We start from the raw sequence: 18,456 nt of genomic DNA, 5'->3' as shown, positions 1-18,456 counted from the left end.
TGCATTTGGTGTTTGAAATAAATTGAAAGTAACTTTGTTAGGAGAAGTTAGTAAATGAAATACAATACGAAAAATTATGACTATTTAATTGTTGGTTCGGGACCTTTTGGGGCAACGTTTGCTTGTGAAGCAGCTAAACGAGGAAAAAAAGTATTAGTTATTGAGAAACGTACTCATATTGGTGGCAATATGTATACACATAAAGAAAACGGGATTAATGTCCATGACTATGGTGCCCATATTTTTCATACTGACAATAAAGAAGTATGGTCTTATGTTAATCAATTGACGGAATTCAATGGCTATATCAATCAAGTAGTGGCTAATTACAAAGGAGAGCTCTACAACCTGCCATTCAATATGAACACGTTCTACCAAATGTGGGGGGTAAAAACGCCAGCTGAAGCACAAGCAAAAATTTCAGAGCAGCGGGAGGCAGCAGGGATTAAAGGAGCTCCAAAAAATTTAGAAGAACAAGCGATTCGTTTGATAGGAACGGACATCTATGAAAAATTAATTAAAGGCTACACAGAAAAACAGTGGGGACGTAAGGCTACGGAATTACCAAGTTTTATTATTCGTCGTTTGCCAACTCGTTTTACTTTTGATAATAATTACTTTAACCATCGCTATCAAGGCGTACCTGTCGACGGTTATACAGCTATGTTTGATAAATTGTTAGAGAGTGAATTAATTGATATTCAATTGAATAAAGACTTTTTGGCAGAGAAAGAAACTTACTTATCAGAGTTTCCAAAAATTGTTTATACAGGGATGATTGATGCATTCTTTGATTATTCTTATGGCGAACTAGAATATCGTTCAGTACGTTTTGAAAATGAAACAGTAGATTCAAACAATGCACAAGGTAATGCCGTAATTAATTATACAGATGCGGAAACTCCCTATACACGGATAATGGAATGGCGACATTTTGATCAACAGGCCGATGAAAACAAAACGATTTTGACGAAAGAATACCCGCAAGATTGGGATCGTTCAAAAGAAGCCTATTATCCTGTTAATGATGAGAAAAATTCACTTTTGTTTAGAAAATACAAAGAAAAAGCAAACGCTCAAGAAAAAGTTATTTTTGGTGGACGTTTAGCCAATTATCAATACTATGATATGGACCAAGTTTTCGGAGCAGCTTTGAAAGCAGTCGCTAAAGAATTTGGTGAAATGGCCAACTAGTGAACGGTTAGACTCGGAGGAACAAATGGAAAAAGAACTGAAAGTTAGAACAAAATTACTTACCAAAGAATACAGTTTAGCGCAAACACGTATTGACAAATTGAAGACACTTTTTAGTATTTTTCAAAACAAAGTTCCCACATTTTGGGCGTTAAAAGGTGTTAGCCTCGACGTATATTCTGGAGAAACAATTGGTATTATTGGTTTAAATGGTTCAGGCAAATCCACTTTATCAAATATTATTTCAGGCATCACCCCTCAAACGTCAGGAGAACTTGAAATAAATGGTGAAGTTTCAATTATTTCGATTGGTGCAGGACTAAATAATAATTTAACAGGACGAGAAAACATTCGAATGAAATGTTTAATGTTGGGGGAAAAGAATAAAGAAATTGATGCCAAAATCGATGATATTATTGAATTCTCAGAATTAGGCGTTTTTATCGACCAGCCTGTTAAAACTTATTCTAGCGGTATGCGTGCTAAGCTTGGTTTTTCAATTGCGGTTCATCAAAATCCAGATATTTTAGTAATCGATGAAGCGTTATCTGTAGGAGATCAAACCTTCTATAATAAAGGCTTAAAAAAAATGCTTGCATTTAAAGAGCAAGGCAAAACTATCTTTTTTGTCTCTCATTCTATTCAACAAGTAGAGCAAATTTGTGATCGTGTAGCTTGGATGCATTATGGTGACCTACGTGCATTTGGTGAAACTAAGCATATTTTAAAGGAATATCGTGCTTTCTTGCACCGTTATAATCATTTCACTGAACCGCAAAAAGAATCGTATCAGAGAGATGGCAAGGCCAAACAGAGAAATTTTTCTTTGGAACAACTTCAAGAAACAATTCTTGAAAAAGCCAATCAACAAGTAGGCAGTCGCCGGACGACTAAAGAAGTCATTAAATTTACTACTAAAAATAAAATTGGAGATAAAATGACTCTTGGTACGAAGAGCTTGTTAATTTTGCTACTTTGTATGATTTTTTATGTAAGTCTTACCTTTGTAAAAGGTATTTCATTAACAACAGCTTTCATTCATCCAGCGGAAACAATTCAACGTATATTTGTTCCTGAGAAAGTAGCAGGGAAGGATACAAACGCTGTGAAAACGACTAAAACTAAACCAGCTTCAACAAAAGAATCTAGGCAGCAGGAGGAAGTTCAGCCTAGCCCAACGAACGTACCAGAAAATAATAATAGCGAACAAGCTGTGTCAACGTATACTGTGGAAGTTGGAGATTCAGTCAGTTTGATTGCTGAAAATCACGGACTCACTATAGAACAACTTCAAACTTTGAATCCAGAAATCATTGAGGTACCTATTTATCCTGGACAAGTGTTGAAATTGAAAGAGGTGACTGAATAATGCGCGAGGTAAAATTAATTTTAGCGGAACAGTTTTCATACTTAGGCGTTGCACAACGAATTGCTAAATACAGTAATAAAGCATTATATCAAAGCCACATCTTAGGAAATTTATGGCAAATTTTAAGTCCTTTAATTCAGTTAGGTGTCTATTATTTTGCTTTTGGGATTGCCCTTGGTGGTGCTCGAACCGTAAAAGGAGGAGTATCCTATATTGCTTGGTTGATGGTAGGATTAAGTACATGGATTTTTTTAAGTACAGTAACAAAACAAGCTTCTAGTTCTGTTTATATGCAAGTTGGCATGGTCTCTAGAATGAAGTTTCCAATAAGTATTTTGCCAATGGTTAAAATATTTTCTGAGTTACCAAGTTATTTTGCATTCACTACGTTAGCAGCGATTGTGTCAATCTCGACAGGTGAAAAGATTTCTATTTATTGGATTCAGCTACCTTACTATATTGTAGCGATGATTATCTTTTTATATAGTTTTAGTCTAATTAATTCAACGATTGCTGCATTAATTAGGGATTATCAAATTTTCTTGAATTCTATTATCCAAGTATTAATGTATATGTCAGGGGTCTTTTGGGATTTGAGTACAAAGAATTTACCGTCTTGGTTATCAAAAATTCTTATGTTGAATCCTTACGCATATATTATTAATGGATTTCGAGATACATTTTTCTATAAAAGATGGTTTTTTGAAGATAAGCCCCAGCTTGTTGTTTTTTGGCTAACAACATTAGTAATATTTATCGTAGGAGCTCATTTACATGTTAAGTTCAGAAGTAAATTTGTTGATTATATGTAATATATGAAGAAGTAAAACCACCGTATACTGACAAGAATACGGTGGTTTTACTCTTTAATTGACAATAGCCTTCTCTTTAAAGAGAAGGCTATCTAACGAATCAATATTATTATTTTAAAGTTGGATCAGACTATTTCTAGTATTCAAGTATTTTTCATTTAAGCGATGTATTCCCTACCTCTAATACATCCTTGTATCTCTCTAGACACGCCAGTTTTGAATAAAATCATCAAAACAATTGAATGGTTCGTTTAAAAATATTTTTCGTGTTCTAATTATTATAACATAAAACTCGTCAACTGACCACTAGCTGACGAGTTCATAATTTTTCCAGATAAATAGACAGCCGTTTTCCGCCGACTGTCTAAGATTAAGATAGATTTGTAAAGAAGTGAATAAATGCTTCCTACTATCTCTTTATAACATGAGGAAAAGAAAACTGCAAAAGATAGCTGTGTTTTTTGAAAAAAAGATCAGCTGGTTTCCGCCAGCTGATCATCCGTTGAAAAGAGATATAAAGAAGTGAATAAAGCTTGCTTTACCTCTATTTTATACCATGTTTTGATTCAAATAACTATTCAGTATTAGTTATACTTAAATAATAAATATGTATACGGATGTATTGTTTTGAGGTATAGTCATAGAGAAAAGAGGGAACGTTTATGAAAAAATTTTGTTTAAGTTATAGCTCTGGTAAAGATTGTTTATTGGCGATGGATCGATTAATACAAGCAGGAAATCAGCCAGTAGCGTTAGTGACAACACTAAGTGATGAAATTAATCGTTCTTGGTTTCACGGGATACCAATCTCCGTCTTAGAAGCAGCGGCTGAAGCGTTAGATTTACCACTTGTTATATCACATAACAATGAAACAAATTACACAGAAAAAGTGGTTGAGGCACTGCATGAAACTAAAAAATTGGGTGCAGAAACGGTTTGTTTTGGCGATATAGATATTGAACAAAATGGTGCTTGGGATCGCCAAGTTGCATTAAGTGCTGGGCTTGAGCCACAATTACCTCTTTGGCAGGAGAATCGCGAAGCACTTGTCAAAGAATTCTTGGCAAAAGGGTACACAGCAATTATCAAAACGGTCAGCAAAGAGGCAGGTATTCCAATAAAATTTTTAGGAGAACCGTTAAATGAAACATTTATCACGTATCTTAAAGAGCATCAATTAGATATTTGCGGAGAAAACGGGGAGTACCATACGTTGGTAATTGACGGCCCGCTATTTAAAAAGAGGCTCCATTATTATGCTTCAGGAATTTATGAAAGTCCTTATGCTTATTCCTTGATTATTGATGCTTAAATGAAAGTAAAAGGACACAAGCTGCCACTTTTTCTAGCGATATGCTATAATTAACTTAAGAAAAGTAGAGAAAGTGAGTGGTTAATTATGGAAGAAACTGTCTTTTTTAATTTAGGAAATGCCCTTGCTTCAAAAAGAGATCAAAAAGAATTAATTAAAGAAGCCCAAATTGCGAAAGATACTCGAAAGATTCCAGGAAAACTGATTATCGTTGAAGATGAAGAAAATGGTACCCATATTTTATTTGAATTAGCTGATCAAACAGAACCATCTGCTGAAACAAAAGAATTCAAAGTGAAAAAAGTGATTGATTAATAAAAAAGCAACGAATTTTTCTAAATTCGTTGTTTTTTTATATTTTTTTACACAAATGATACAAAAAGAATATCAAAATCAAATAAATGATTAGTATACTTGAAGAAACAAATAGGAAGCAAAGCAAACGTTTTGAGGTGTTCTTTCATGGAAAATCGAGGAATTTTATTTGATAAAGATGGTACGTGTATTCGTTTTGACACTCTTTGGCAAGCAGGTTTGCAAGCTTGTTTTGAAACACTAAGTATGTTAGCCCCTCATCATTCAGCAGAAATAAAAAAGATATTAGCTATTCAGGAGCAACGTTTTTTGCAAAAACATTTACTTGATGAAGTCCTTTATCAGGAACTGTATCAGGAATTGGCGCAATTTGAGGAATTAGTCGAACAGGGAATCAGCAGTCGATGGCTGGAGCAATTTTTTTATGATTATTTACGAAAAAATCTGAAAAAGATTGAACCAATTGGTGATTTAAAACAGTTATTTCTTGAGCTAAAACGGAAAAACTATAAAATTGGATTAGCAACTTCAGATACTTTGCCAGCGACTATGTTGATTATGGAATATCTTGGTTTAACAGAAATGTTTGATTTTATTGCGACAGGAGATCGTTACTTACCGAAACCAGATGCGGACATGCTCCAAGCCTTTTGTCAGTCATGTCAATTGAAGGCGACAGAAGTAATTATGGTAGGTGATTCGCTCGTGGATGTTTTCATGGGAACGTGTCATGGCAAAGCAGGAATTGGTGTTTTAACCGGCAACTGCCAGTCAACTGATTTTGAAAAGTTTGAAGTAGCTTATTTTCGTGATATCCATGAAATACCTTATCAAGAATTATGGGAAAATACCAAGAAGAAAAAAATCCTGAAAAGATGACGAGTCTTTTCAGGATTTTTTTATTAATCTAATTGAAGCAATTGCCGTTTCTTTTGTTGAAATTCTTCTTCTGTTAGAATTCCTTCATCAACTAACATTTTTAAATTTCTTAACTCAGCCATTACGTCTTCAATAGTGCTAGATGAGTTTTTTTGTGAATCAGATAGTTTTGGTTCAATCGGTTGGTTTTTATCACTCTTTATAGGAGTTGGTATTTCTTTTTCTTTTATTCGACGAACAATAGTGTCTAATGATGAAAGGGCTCGTTCGGCGTTGAAACGGGCTCTATCGATCGCTAATTGACGATCAAATTCAGTGGTTTGCTCACTAAGTGTCTTTAAAAAGGAAATAGTGATGGTTGGGCGTTGCAAATCATCTAGATTAATCAAAATATAGACACTACTGACGCGATCATAAGGTACGTTTTCTTCGGTGAAATGGGTATTTTTTTCTCTAAAATTTTGTAATCAGCGATAATGCTTACTGGCAAAATTTTTGATGAACCAACCAGTCGAAATTTTTTTTCAGGTTCATCGAATTCAATCGAGCCAGCAATAGTTGTTGTAGGATTGAATAGCCGGTTGTCTTCTTGGACATTTCTTAAATCCGTCAATGTCCAAATTTGGGTATATCCTTGTCCCTGGACACCGAGTTGACCTGCACATTTCTTACAGATTTGGTAATTATCTGAAGTTAAATATTTTCCTTTATTATCCTGACAAAGAGCACATAGATTTCCATAAACTTCAGCATTTTTTTCATTTGCTTTTGCGATTTCAGACTGCTTGTTTATTAACTCTTGCATTTGTTGTAAATCAGCTAAACTTTTTTTATCAACGGACCAAGTGGATACTTTGAGTTTTTTTAAACAGCTTTTTCCTACGCGATAAAAATCACTCGTAAAGTACTTGCCAGTTTCCTCTTCGCAAAGATAACATAAATTTCCCTTTGCTTGCATTGCTTGATCCTTTTTTATAATTTCTTCTTGACGTTTTATAATACTTTCCATTGTTCGATCTTTAATTTCTTTTGGTTTTAACTCTAAATGTTCTGCACAATGTTTACAGATACCGTGATTATCAAAGGTGATGATTTTACCAGGATTTAGATCACACAGTTCGCACATACTTTTCATGGGATGACTCCTTTTTGTTAAGATAAATTAATTTTACCATTCAACTCTATGAAGAACAAACCAAAAAAGCAAGTAGAACTAAGTGCCTACTTGCTTACAGACTATTTAATTGTAATTTCTTCAACAGCGATAGGATCTCCCATGCTGAACATACTGTCTCTGAAAGTAAAAGTTACAGGTTTTGTTTCATCAGCAAATTCATAAGGGTATGCTGCTTGGACAGTTGCGCCAGGATTAACTTTTTTATTTAACATGTCAATTCTATCTTTAATCGGAGAATCATTAACAATTCCATAAGTTAAATCTTCTGTTGTATCGCCGGTATTTTGTGATACGCTAACAAAACTAGAGTATAACATTTGTACATCTTGTGCTTCCTTAGTGTTATTAGTCAAATCAAATAGTACATAAAAGATTGGTTTACCATCGAAACTTGTACCTTTTTGGAATTCGGTGATTTTTAATACACCATCAGGAACAGTCAATGTTCGATCTTTATAAGTCCCTTTATCTTCTTTAGCTTTTGTTTCAGTTGTTGCGGTAGCAGTACTTGAGGTTTTTTTAGTTTTATTAGTGTTGTTTGTTCCAGAACCACATGCACCTAAAATCAGAGTACTAATTAAAACTAATCCTAACATAGAAAATTTTTTCATTTTCACTTTCCCTCCCATAGTTTAGTTAATGATTTGTAGCGCTTACTAAATAGTTGAAAACAATCCCCAATTAAATAACTTTGGACTACAAATCACTTAGTTTAAATGAAAATAAGTATACCGCCATGTGTAAAAATAACACATCACAGTATACTTATTTTATCATTATTTCATAAAAATAACACCATTATTTTTATGAAATAATTAAAAAAGATAAAAAATCTAAAAACTTCGACCGCCGCCACCGAATGTGCCGCCGCCAGTTGAGTGGGTGGTGCTACCACCACCGCCCATTCCGCCACTGCCGCCATTGTTTTTAGGAATACGACGCGTAGTGATGAAAGAGTTGGTTAACTGATCTGTGCGGGAGGTTAAGTTTAAAGTTGTTTTTTCCCTAAAAGGATATTGATAACTTGAAAATTTTAATTGGTATTTAGAAATATTGATGCCTAAGAAGACCAAACTGAGTATCAGAGCAGCAGCAAAAGCAATTACCATTTCCAGCGGGGTAATGACTTTATAACGAGTGATTTTACCTGTTTCGCTGTCCACACGATAGTGACCCCCAGGAACCCCTTTGTCAACAAATGCTTGAGTTTCCTGAACAAAGGTTTGAGCAGCCGCAAAATAATTTCCTTGACTCATCCCATCCATTACTTTATCTAAGGTATCATCAATTCGTGCATCCGTCATATAATCAATCATGTTTCCAGAAGTAGAGATGTAGACTTTCCGTAAGTCCATATCAATGAGAAAAAGAATCGCATTTTGATCCTTGCCAACTTTATTTAAAAGATAATGATCTGCATATTCTTGTTCATCGCCATAGGTATTATTATTTGTGGTCACAATAAAGACAGAGGCTTTTGTTTTTTCTTCTAAAGGTTGTATCTCTTGCTTTAGTTGGTTGATTTGATCAGGTGTCAGTAATTGTGCGCCATCATCAATTGAATTTTCAGCCGCCGAAACGGGTAGGGCAAGGCCAAAGGTAAGAAGTATTAGGAAAAAAATAGGTAAAAGTCGTTTTTTCATAGGAAATAACCTCCTAATAAAAAGAGTGCTAAGAGTCCAGCGAAAATGCCTAACGTTGCTAGTCCTAAACGGGTGTAACTAATTGGAAGCACACCGCTTACTTTACCTGTTTGTCCATTCATGGCATAATAATAAACTTTTTTTGATTGTTCCTGACTGCGATAGGTGACTAACCAAATTGGCAAAAGCATATAGTGATTATTTTCTTGGTTTAGAGAAATATCCGTGCGAACATTTGTCAACGTAGTATAACCAGAAGCAGAGTCCCGTAACAATGATTCCGAATAATCTTGTAATTCTTGTTGGACGTGTTTTTTGATTGCTTCATATTCAATATCGCGTTTTTCTGCTTGGAAACCTGCTAGGTATTGGCTTTTGAAAGGCACTGCTTGATCAATTAAAAATGGTTGAACGCCTTCCACCATTTTTTGTTGGACGTTTTTTGACAAGGCATTTTTAACTAATTCTTTAAACGATAATTTTCCTGAACGTCCCACATTGAAACGTTTTGTTTCGGTGTATTCAATATCACCTACGCGCCAAATGCGAATACTTGTGCCAGTAGCTTGCAGTTGTCCGTCGACTTCTGCATCAATGACCCAATAGGGGAAGTAAACCCCAGTTAATTTATCGATTTGATTTTTGCTGAAAAAATCTCGGGGAATGAACCATTTTTTCTTGGTCCAAGCGAGAAATTTTTCAATCGCTTCGTCTTTTTCAATTGTAAAGGGTAAGACGTTTTCTGGTAAAAATTCGCCACTTAATCGACCAGCCAAGACAACTGGATTATGGCAATAATAACAGTATGTGGCTGCCGTTGTTGCATCGGTGACAATTTGAGCGCCACAGCTTGGACAATTAAAAATTTCCATTGTGCCTGCATCTGCAGTTGCTTCATTCTCAGTGGTCTCTGTTTGTTGCGTAGCGGAGGATTCTTCTTCCGCCGTGAAAGTCAAATTTTCCTCGGCAGTCGTTGTTGAGGGATTCTCTAAATGCGCCTCATGTTGCTGTTGCTCATAACGAGTCACTTCTTCTTCCGTGTAAATATTTAAACAATATTCACAATGAAATTTTTGATCTTTGGGATTAAATAAGAGCGGGCCGCCACAGTTGGGGCATTTATGGGTAAATGTTGTTTCCATTGCAACCGTCCTTTCTAATAGAGTGAGTAAATAACAGGAATCTGATTCAAAGAAAAAGGGTAGACTTGTGCCTGACCCTTTTCTTTAATTGTTCACTACTTGCTTATAAAGGAACCCCTTGGAATGGTTTACCACAATGTGGACAGAACTTAGGAATACCATTACTTAAGTCAACAATTTCGCTACATTCACTACATTTCATTTCTAATTTTGGTTTTTCGTTTGTTGGTTTTGGTGTACCACAGTTTGAACAAAACTTCCCAGTGTTTTCAGTCCCACATTGTGGGCAAGTCCAAGTGTCTGTAGCCCCTTGTGCATTTTGCTGGTTTTGTTTTTCTTGCATTTGTTGTTGGTTTGTTTGAGATGCTTGCGCAAAGTAGTTGCCATTCGCATTCATGCCCATACCAACGCCCATAAAGCCGCTCATAGCGCCACCTTCATTTTTACCAGCAGCCTCCATACCACGAGCCAAGGAACCTTGAACATAGCCTTCGCGAACACCTGGATCGCTGAGCATAGCACCTTCATTTCGCATGTTGATTAATTTTGTTGAATCATCTGTATAAGAAATGCTCGCAACTGCTACAGAAACAATTTCCATGCCGCGATTGGTGCGCCAATCCTCGTCAAGCGCAGTTTGCATATATTTACTTAATTCAACACTTTTTGAGGGAACATAAGAAATACGTTGTCCATCAGCAGACATTTGATTGATTGCTGCTTGCAATGCTGTAATGAACTCTGCCAAATATTGTTCATTAATATCATTAATATCTACTTGCGTTTGATTTTTAGGAATCGCATTAGTATAAAATAGCAAAGGATCTGTAATTTTAATTGAGTAATTTCCGTGTGCACGTAAGAAAAGTTCGGCATTATAAAAATTATCAAAATAGTTTAATGGCGCAGGTGTTCCAAATTTAATGCCTTTAATTTCTTGCAAGTTAATATAAAAAACTTGTTGTTTTTGTGGAGTTACGCCACCAAATTTGAAACGACTGAAGGTCTCTGCAATCGCATCTTTTAAAGAACCGTTAAACATTGAAGGCGCAGAATCATTTTTGACTGTATAATAGCCTTCTTCAGCAGTGTAATCGATGATTTTGCCCCCATCGACAAGAAGCATCATCATGTTGGGATAGACATGTACAACAGAACCATCTGTTAAAACATCGTCCGTTCCTTTACGATTAGAACCACGTTTATCATCTTTACGCACAAAAACACCTTTTGTCATGACGGTTGTGTCCCCCATATTATCAGGTTCAATAACCTCTAGCCATTGATCGGCCAAGCCACCGCCAACTGAACTTGTTGCTGCTTTAATAAGTCCCATGTTCATTCCTCCTAATAAAAAACTAATTGTTACAGCTAGTATACCACACAATGAATGCAGAGAAATCCAACGAAAGCCTGATGAAATGGAAAAAATTGATCAAACTTTATTAAGAAATTAAAAAAAGTATAGGTGAAACACAAGCATTTTAAAAAAAGTTACGTATAATAGAAGAAAAGACATATTATATAGTTAGGGGATTATTGAATGGAACGAAGCAATCGTAATAAAAAATCTTCAAAAAAACCACTTATTCTTGGTGTTTCTGCCTTGGTTCTAATCGCTGCTGCCGGTGGCGGGTATTATGCTTATAGTCAATGGCAAGCCAAACAAGAATTAGCCGAAGCGAAGAAAACAGCTACTACATTTTTAAACGTATTGTCAAAACAGGAATTTGATAAGTTACCGTCCGTTGTTCAAGAAGCTAGCTTAAAGAAAAATGGCTATGATACTAAATCTGTTGTTGAAAAATACCAAGCAATTTATTCAGGGATTCAAGCAGAAGGAGTCAAAGCTAGTGATGTTCAAGTCAAAAAGGCGAAAGACAATCAATACACATTTACCTATAAATTATCGATGAGCACGCCTTTAGGCGAAATGAAAGATTTGTCTTATCAATCAAGTATCGCCAAGAAAGGCGATACCTACCAAATCGCTTGGAAGCCGTCTTTAATTTTTCCAGATATGTCAGGAAATGATAAAATTTCGATTCAAGTAGATAATGCCAAACGTGGAGAAATTGTCGATCGTAATGGTAGTGGGCTAGCAATTAACAAAGTGTTTGACGAAGTGGGCGTAGTGCCTGGCAAACTCGGTTCTGGCGCAGAAAAAACAGCCAATATCAAAGCTTTTAGTGATAAGTTCGGCGTTTCTGTTGATGAAATCAATCAAAAGTTAAGCCAAGGGTGGGTCCAAGCAGACTCCTTTGTACCAATCACAGTCGCTTCTGAACCAGTGACAGAATTACCAACAGGGGCTGCGACAAAAGATACAGAGTCACGTTATTATCCGCTGGGGGAAGCAGCTGCGCAATTAATCGGGTATACGGGCACCATTACTGCAGAAGATATTGAAAAAAATCCAGAGTTAAGTAGTACGGGCGTAATTGGTAAAACTGGCTTAGAACGAGCGTTTGATAAAGAATTAAGAGGGCAAGATGGTGGCTCACTAGTTATTTTAGATGACAAAGAGAATGTCAAAAAAGCTTTACAAACCAAAGAGAAAAAAGATGGTCAAACGATTAAATTAACGATTGACAGTGGCGTACAACAACAAGCCTTCGCTATATTTGACAAACGCCCTGGTAGTGCGGTCATTACCGATCCTCAAAAAGGCGATTTATTAGCAACGGTTAGTTCACCTTCGTATGATCCTAATAAAATGGCCAATGGTATTTCTCAAAAAGAATATGATGCTTACAATAACAACAAAGATTTACCATTCACAGCACGTTTTGCGACAGGCTATGCACCAGGCTCTACCTTTAAAACAATTACCGGTGCCATTGGTTTAGATGCAGGGACATTGAAGCCAGATGAAGATCTAGAAATTAATGGCTTGAAATGGCAAAAAGATAAATCTTGGGGCGGCTATTTTGCGACACGTGTAAAAGAAGCAAGTCCAGTCAATCTGCGTACCGCTTTAGTTAATTCAGATAATATTTATTTTGCCCAACAAACATTACGGATGGGAGAAGACAAATTTAGAGCGGGTCTTAATAAATTCATTTTCGGTGAGGAACTAGATTTACCAATTGCCATGACGCCTGCTCAAATTTCAAATGAAGATAAATTTAATTCTGAAATTCTTTTAGCAGATACGGGCTATGGTCAAGGTCAATTGTTAATTTCGCCAATCCAGCAAGCTACCATGTATAGTGTTTTCCAAAATAATGGAACATTAGTCTATCCAAAACTAGTTTTAGACAAAGAAACGAAGAAAAAAGACAATGTAATCAGCGCCAACGCAGCGAATACAATTGCCACAGATCTTTTAGGTAGTGTGGAAGATCCTTCAGGTTATGTTTATAATATGTACAATCCGAACTTCTCATTGGCTGCTAAAACTGGAACAGCTGAAATAAAAGATAAACAAGATACAGATGGCAAAGAAAACAGTTTCCTTCTAACGTTAGATCGTAGTAACAATAAATTCTTAACAATGATTATGGTTGAAAATTCAGGAGAAAATGGTTCTGCAACAGATATCAGTAAACCATTAATTGATTACTTAGAAGCAACCATTAAATAAAAAGAGAAAATGAACGAAACGAGGTTTCTGTAAAAAGAAACCTCGTTTTCCCTTTTTAGAAAAAGGAAAGTGTGCTACAATGAAGCGACTAAATTGTAGAAGGAAAGGGATTCGTGTGCGAATTTTAGCAATAGATACATCTAACCAAACATTGAGTATTGCTGTGTGTGAAAATCAAAAAATTCTGGGAAGTTATACAGCAACGGTTAAAAGAAATCATAGCTTAACATTAATGCCAGCAATTGACTATTTGATGAGTCAATTGAACTTGGTGCCAACGGCAATTGATCGTTTTGTCGTAGCAGAAGGACCTGGATCATACACTGGCTTACGTTTAGGCGTGACGACTGCCAAAACATTGGCCTATACTTTAAAGAAAGAGCTAGTAGGCATTTCCAGTCTACAAACGTTAGCTGCCAATTGTGTTGGACAAACTGGTTTAATTGTGCCTCTTTTTGATGCGCGTCGTAAAAACGTCTATGCTGGTGCTTATCGGTTTGTCAATGGCGTGTGGCAAAATGAGTTACCGGACCAACATATTTCCCTGCGGGAGTTATTAGAACAACTAAAAAATGAACCAAATCTTTTTTTTGTTGGTGAAGATGTTGAAAAATTCACTGAAGAAATAGCTCAAATCATTCCTCATGGAGAAATTTGTGATGTCCCGCAATGGCAAATTCCTAATGCTGCAGTTTTGGCTGCGTTAGGTAGTGTGGCTGAACCTGTTGAAAATGTTCATGGGTTCTTACCTGCGTATTTGAAAAAAGTAGAAGCGGAAGAAAATTGGTTGAAGACACACACGCCTAATGGAGAAAGCTATGTGGAAAAACTTTAATTTTGTGACAAAATACTTTACAAAAAGACGGCAACGGTATATAACTAAAACCATTGCAATGAACCAGCAAGAATTTCAATTGCGTGAAATCACCTACCAAGATATTAAGGATTTACTAGCAATTGAACGTGAAGTTTACGCTGGGGAACTTCCTTGGACGATGTCTGCTTTCATGGCAGAACTTGGCTCAAAAGCGCCGCATCTCTATTTGTTAGCGGCAATTAACGGAAAAACAGTTGGCTTTATTGGTTGTCGGATTCAAGGAACGGATGCACACATTACGAATGTCGCTGTCCATACAGCATACCAAGGCTTAGGTTTAGGTCGTTCTTTAATAGAAGAAACGCGAATTTTTGCCAAGAAAAATCGTTGTGAAACCTTATCGCTAGAAGTACGAATGAGTAATGTTAAAGCCCAACGTTTATATCGGAAAATTGGCTTTGTCTCACAAACGGTGAAAAAAGGCTATTATGACGAAAATAATGAAGACGCACTAGAAATGATAATTGATTTAAAAGAAGAGTGAAGAAAAAATGTTAGTAACAAAAAAAGAAATATCTGTAGCAAATATTGGTGAAGAATTATGGCGTTTTAGTAATTCTTCTTATACAACTGGCTCTCCTTGGACAGAAACACAATTCGAGGAAGATTTTGCACAGGAAAATAGCGAATATCTTTTTTTAGTTGAAAATGGCCAGTGGTTAGGTTATATTGCCTATCATTTTATTTTAGATGAAGCAGAAATTAGTCACGTTGTTGTGAATGGTCAGAAACAACACCAAGGAATTGGTTGTCAGTTAATGAAAGCTTTTAAAGAATATGTTAAAAGTCGTGACATTACACAAATTTTCTTAGAGGTCAGAGAATCGAATACACTAGCTCAAAAACTTTATGAGAAAACAGGTTTTCGGAAAGTAGCTGTTCGAAAAAATTATTATAAAGAACCTCAAGAAAATGCCTTTGTAATGTGTGCGAAATTAAGGAAGGAAGCCCAATGACAATTTTTACAAAAGAACGTAAATTATTATTAGCTGTGGAAAGTAGCTGTGATGAAACAAGTGTGGCTGTCATTGAAGATGGCGACAAAATTCTTTCCAATATCGTAGCTTCGCAAATTAAGAGCCATCAACGTTTTGGTGGAGTCGTTCCAGAAGTTGCGAGTCGTCATCATGTTGAACAAGTGACAATCTGTATTGAAGAAGCATTAACAGAAGCAAAAGTCACACCAGAAGAGCTTAGTGGCGTTGCTGTGACCTATGGGCCTGGGTTAGTCGGTGCTTTATTAATAGGACTTTCTGCAGCAAAAGCATTTGCTTGGGCGCACCAATTACCACTTATTCCAGTCAATCATATGGCTGGGCACATTTATGCTGCCCGTTTTGTGGCACCGCTCGAATTTCCATTGATGGCCTTACTCGTTAGTGGAGGACATACGGAATTGGTCTACATGAAAGAAGATGGCTCTTTCGAAATTGTTGGTGAAACACGTGATGATGCAGCTGGTGAAGCGTATGATAAAGTCGGACGGGTGTTAGGGTTGCCTTATCCTAGTGGCAAAGAGATTGATGCTTTGGCCCATGAAGGCACAGATACCTATCAATTTCCAAGGGCGATGCTAAAAGAGGATAACTATGACTTTAGCTTTAGTGGTTTGAAAAGTGCGTTTATTAACACGGTTCATAATGCAGAGCAACGTGGTGAAGCACTGTCTACAAAGGATTTAGCCGCAAGTTTTCAGGCGAGTGTGGTAGAAGTATTAGTGACTAAAACCATTCGTGCTTGTCAAGAATATCCTGTTAAGCAATTGCTAATCGCTGGGGGCGTTGCTGCGAATCAAGGATTACGAGAAGCAATGAGACATGCAATCAGTGAACAATTACCAGAAGTGACATTACTTATTCCGCCATTAAAACTTTGTGGGGATAACGCGGCGATGATTGGCGCTGCCGCCTTTATCGAAGCTGAAAAGAATCATTTTGCTTCGTATAACTTAAATGCAGAACCTGGCGTTAGTTTTATGACAATTAGTGAAGAAGGCTAGCCAGCTAGACAAAAATTTGCTATAATGAAGCCAGTTTAACAATGACATTCGATGATAAAGAGAGTACTTATTTCAACGTCAGCTTAGCGATCTTGGGAAGGTGGGAGCCAAGAGTGATCGGAATGAGGAAGCGCACTTTTAGAATTCTGCTGAAAGCAGACGGCAATCACCGTTATCGATGAAGCAGGTCTATCCAAGTAGTATAGACAATTAGAGTGGTACCGCGGGTAAATTCTCGTCTCTGACAAAACAAATCATTTTGTTTTGTCAGAGACGTTTTTGTTTTTTTATACTTACAAATTAATCAGGAGGGTTCTTATGAACAACAAAGAAATCGTAGCAAAAGCGTTACATGATGTTTTAAATGAAGAATTAACGATGGATCAAATCGAACAATTATTGGAAAATCCTAAATCTGTTGATCATGGAGATGTTGCTTTTCCAGCCTTTTCATTAGCTAAGATTTATCGTAAAGCACCACAACAAATTGCAGCAGAATTAGCAGAAAAAATTGATGGCACAAATTTTGAAAAAATTGAAGTGGTGGGACCTTATTTAAACTTCTTCATGAATAAAGAAGCAGTCAGTCAAGCTGTTATTGGCGAAGTAGTCAAAGAAAAAAACAACTACGGAAACAGTACCTTTGGCAATAATGGCAATGTTCCTATTGATATGTCTTCACCAAACATTGCTAAACCAATTTCTATGGGGCACTTACGTTCTACGGTAATCGGGAATTCAATTGCTTTTATTTTAGAAAAAATTGGGTATCAGCCAATTCGGATTAACCACTTAGGTGACTGGGGTACACAGTTTGGTAAGTTAATTGTAGCTTATAAAAAATGGGGTTCTGAAGAAGCAGTCCGCCAACAACCAATTAATGAATTATTGCGCTTATATGTGCAATTTCATGAAGAAGCAGAAGAAAAACCAGAATTAGAAGACGAAGCACGTGCTTGGTTTAAAAAATTAGAAGAAGGAGACCAAGAAGCTAATGAATTATGGAAATGGTTCCGTAGCGAGTCTCTAAAAGAATTTGATAAAATCTATTCCATGTTAGAAGTTGAATTTGATTCTTATAATGGCGAAGCCTTTTATAATGATAAAATGGATAAAATTGTTACTTTATTAGAAGAAAAACATTTATTAACAGAAAATCAAGGTGCAGAAATTGTTGATTTGACAGAATATAATTTAAATCCAGCACTTATTCGTAAATCAGATGGTGCGACGTTATATATCACACGGGATTTAGCTGCTGCGCTTTACCGTAAACGGACGTATGATTTTGCCAAATCACTTTATGTAGTCGGTAACGAACAAAGCAATCACTTCAAACAACTAAAAGCAGTCTTGAAAGAACTAGGGTTTGACTGGTCAGATGATATGGAACACATTCCGTTTGGTTTAATTACTCAAGGCGGTAAAAAATTATCCACACGTAAAGGGAAAATCGTTTTATTAGAAGAAGTATTGAATGAAGCCGTTACTTTAGCAGGAAATCAAATTAACGAGAAAAATCCAGACTTAGCAAATCGTGAAGAAGTGGCGAAACAAGTAGGTGTAGGTGCAGTTATTTTCCATGACCTTAAAAATGATCGTCTAAATAATTTCGATTTTGTATTAGATGAAGTTGTTCGTTTTGAAGGCGAAACTGGGCCATATGTTCAATATACACATGCTCGTGCGATGAGTATTTTACGTAAAGCAAACTTTACACCAGACACTACACAACGTTATGCACTAAATGACAAGGATAGCTGGGAAGTCGTGAAGCTGTTACAAAAATTCCCTGAAACCGTGATGCAAGCTGCTGAAAAATATGAACCATCTGTTATTGCGAAACATAGCATTCATTTAGCACAAGCGTTCAATAAATATTATGCTCATGTTCGGATTTTGGATGAAGATGCTCAAAAAGAGGCACGCTTAGCGTTAGTTTATGCAGTAGCTACTGTTCTAAAAGAAGATTTACGTTTACTAGGGTTACATGCACCAGAAGAAATGTAGAAGTTTTTGTGAAAATTTTGCTACGCTGAACGCTAAACTTATTAAGCAAATATTAAAGTTAAGTTACAGATTGAGAAATTCATAGTAATTAAATAGCTGGGGTGCTATACTCGAGTCAAGTTATAAAAGGATTAGAAAAG

18 protein-coding genes and 1 other annotated feature are annotated in these 18,456 nt (G+C 36.2%); of the genes, 12 read left to right on the top strand and 6 right to left on the bottom strand.

Going from position 1 to position 18,456, the window contains the following annotated elements; genetic code table 11:
• The first annotated feature begins 54 nt into the window (after positions 1-54).
• The 6 genes from glf to IGK54_RS09690 all read left to right on the top strand — a co-directional run bounded on the left by glf (position 55) and on the right by IGK54_RS09690 (position 5,882).
• Positions 55-1,194 carry a UDP-galactopyranose mutase gene (gene glf / locus IGK54_RS09715; protein WP_010825432.1) on the top strand — a complete coding sequence of 380 codons (1,140 nt, stop codon included), beginning with the start codon at positions 55-57 and terminating at the stop codon, positions 1,192-1,194.
• On the top strand, positions 1,178-2,563 hold the full coding sequence (locus IGK54_RS09710) for an ATP-binding cassette domain-containing protein (protein ID WP_002397124.1): 1,386 nt from the start codon (positions 1,178-1,180) through the stop codon (positions 2,561-2,563). Before glf ends, IGK54_RS09710 begins: the two co-directional genes overlap by 17 nt.
• The gene (locus tag IGK54_RS09705) at positions 2,563-3,375 is read left to right on the top strand and encodes an ABC transporter permease (protein ID WP_002362627.1); all 813 of its coding nucleotides are present in this window, start codon (positions 2,563-2,565) and stop codon (positions 3,373-3,375) included. The genes IGK54_RS09710 and IGK54_RS09705 overlap by 1 nt, the downstream gene beginning before the upstream one ends.
• A gap of 662 nt (positions 3,376-4,037) precedes the next feature.
• Positions 4,038-4,688 (top strand): diphthine--ammonia ligase, encoded by a 651-nt coding sequence (locus IGK54_RS09700; RefSeq protein WP_002368939.1) that lies wholly within the window; start codon positions 4,038-4,040, stop codon positions 4,686-4,688.
• A gap of 87 nt (positions 4,689-4,775) precedes the next feature.
• Positions 4,776-5,003, top strand: a complete 228-nt coding sequence (locus IGK54_RS09695; RefSeq protein ID WP_002362220.1) for a hypothetical protein — start codon at positions 4,776-4,778, stop codon at positions 5,001-5,003.
• Positions 5,004-5,150: 147 nt separating this feature from the next.
• Positions 5,151-5,882, top strand: a complete 732-nt coding sequence (locus IGK54_RS09690; protein WP_002390007.1) for an HAD family hydrolase — start codon at positions 5,151-5,153, stop codon at positions 5,880-5,882.
• 23 nt (positions 5,883-5,905) lie between these two features.
• On the opposite strand, the gene IGK54_RS09685 is transcribed toward IGK54_RS09690, so the two are convergent.
• The 6 genes from IGK54_RS09685 to IGK54_RS09660 form a co-directional block, all read right to left on the bottom strand.
• Positions 5,906-6,124, bottom strand: a complete 219-nt coding sequence (locus IGK54_RS09685) for an SHOCT domain-containing protein (protein ID WP_340139837.1) — start codon at positions 6,122-6,124, stop codon at positions 5,906-5,908.
• A gap of 143 nt (positions 6,125-6,267) precedes the next feature.
• Entirely contained in the window at positions 6,268-7,017 is a 750-nt protein-coding gene (locus IGK54_RS09680) for a DUF4428 domain-containing protein (protein WP_142957034.1), read from the bottom strand.
• Between the two features lie 101 nt (positions 7,018-7,118).
• The gene (locus IGK54_RS09675; RefSeq protein WP_010783600.1) at positions 7,119-7,670 is read right to left on the bottom strand and encodes a DUF5067 domain-containing protein; all 552 of its coding nucleotides are present in this window, start codon (positions 7,668-7,670) and stop codon (positions 7,119-7,121) included.
• A gap of 222 nt (positions 7,671-7,892) precedes the next feature.
• The gene (locus IGK54_RS09670) at positions 7,893-8,702 is read right to left on the bottom strand and encodes a TPM domain-containing protein (protein WP_002359694.1); all 810 of its coding nucleotides are present in this window, start codon (positions 8,700-8,702) and stop codon (positions 7,893-7,895) included.
• Positions 8,699-9,844, bottom strand: coding sequence for a TFIIB-type zinc ribbon-containing protein (locus IGK54_RS09665; RefSeq protein ID WP_142957033.1), 1,146 nt, complete (start codon positions 9,842-9,844; stop codon positions 8,699-8,701). Before IGK54_RS09665 ends, IGK54_RS09670 begins: the two co-directional genes overlap by 4 nt.
• 103 nt (positions 9,845-9,947) lie before the next feature.
• Positions 9,948-11,180, bottom strand: a complete 1,233-nt coding sequence (locus IGK54_RS09660; RefSeq protein ID WP_002356656.1) for an SPFH domain-containing protein — start codon at positions 11,178-11,180, stop codon at positions 9,948-9,950.
• Between the two features lie 207 nt (positions 11,181-11,387).
• Here IGK54_RS09660 and IGK54_RS09655 point away from each other — a divergent pair, with 207 nt between their 5' ends.
• From IGK54_RS09655 to argS, 6 genes are all read left to right on the top strand, one after another.
• Complete coding sequence (locus IGK54_RS09655; RefSeq protein ID WP_142957032.1) at positions 11,388-13,430, top strand: penicillin-binding transpeptidase domain-containing protein; 2,043 nt, start codon at positions 11,388-11,390, stop codon at positions 13,428-13,430.
• A 115-nt stretch (positions 13,431-13,545) separates the two neighbouring features.
• Complete coding sequence (gene tsaB, locus IGK54_RS09650; RefSeq protein ID WP_202522636.1) at positions 13,546-14,265, top strand: tRNA (adenosine(37)-N6)-threonylcarbamoyltransferase complex dimerization subunit type 1 TsaB; 720 nt, start codon at positions 13,546-13,548, stop codon at positions 14,263-14,265.
• A complete protein-coding gene (gene rimI / locus IGK54_RS09645) occupies positions 14,237-14,791 on the top strand; it encodes a ribosomal protein S18-alanine N-acetyltransferase (RefSeq protein ID WP_002387121.1) in 555 nt (184 codons plus the stop codon). The genes tsaB and rimI (IGK54_RS09645) overlap by 29 nt, the downstream gene beginning before the upstream one ends.
• A 7-nt stretch (positions 14,792-14,798) precedes the next feature.
• A complete protein-coding gene (gene rimI, locus IGK54_RS09640) occupies positions 14,799-15,263 on the top strand; it encodes a ribosomal protein S18-alanine N-acetyltransferase (RefSeq protein WP_016634865.1) in 465 nt (154 codons plus the stop codon).
• Positions 15,260-16,306: a tRNA (adenosine(37)-N6)-threonylcarbamoyltransferase complex transferase subunit TsaD gene (gene tsaD / locus IGK54_RS09635; protein WP_002388334.1), complete on the top strand. Its 1,047-nt coding sequence runs from the start codon at positions 15,260-15,262 to the stop codon at positions 16,304-16,306. Before rimI (IGK54_RS09640) ends, tsaD begins: the two co-directional genes overlap by 4 nt.
• 42 nt (positions 16,307-16,348) lie before the next feature.
• Positions 16,349-16,552: a binding site (T-box leader), on the top strand.
• A 72-nt stretch (positions 16,553-16,624) separates the two neighbouring features.
• Complete coding sequence (argS, locus tag IGK54_RS09630) at positions 16,625-18,316, top strand: arginine--tRNA ligase (RefSeq protein WP_430602934.1); 1,692 nt, start codon at positions 16,625-16,627, stop codon at positions 18,314-18,316.
• Positions 18,317-18,456 lie beyond the last annotated feature (140 nt).

This window comes from Enterococcus sp. DIV2384, assembly GCF_050534975.1.
In the GTDB taxonomy this organism is placed as follows: Bacteria; Bacillota; Bacilli; order Lactobacillales; family Enterococcaceae; genus Enterococcus; species Enterococcus faecalis.
The sequence above is the reverse complement of the archived record's forward strand: the minus strand, read 5'-3'. Positions and strand labels throughout refer to the sequence as shown.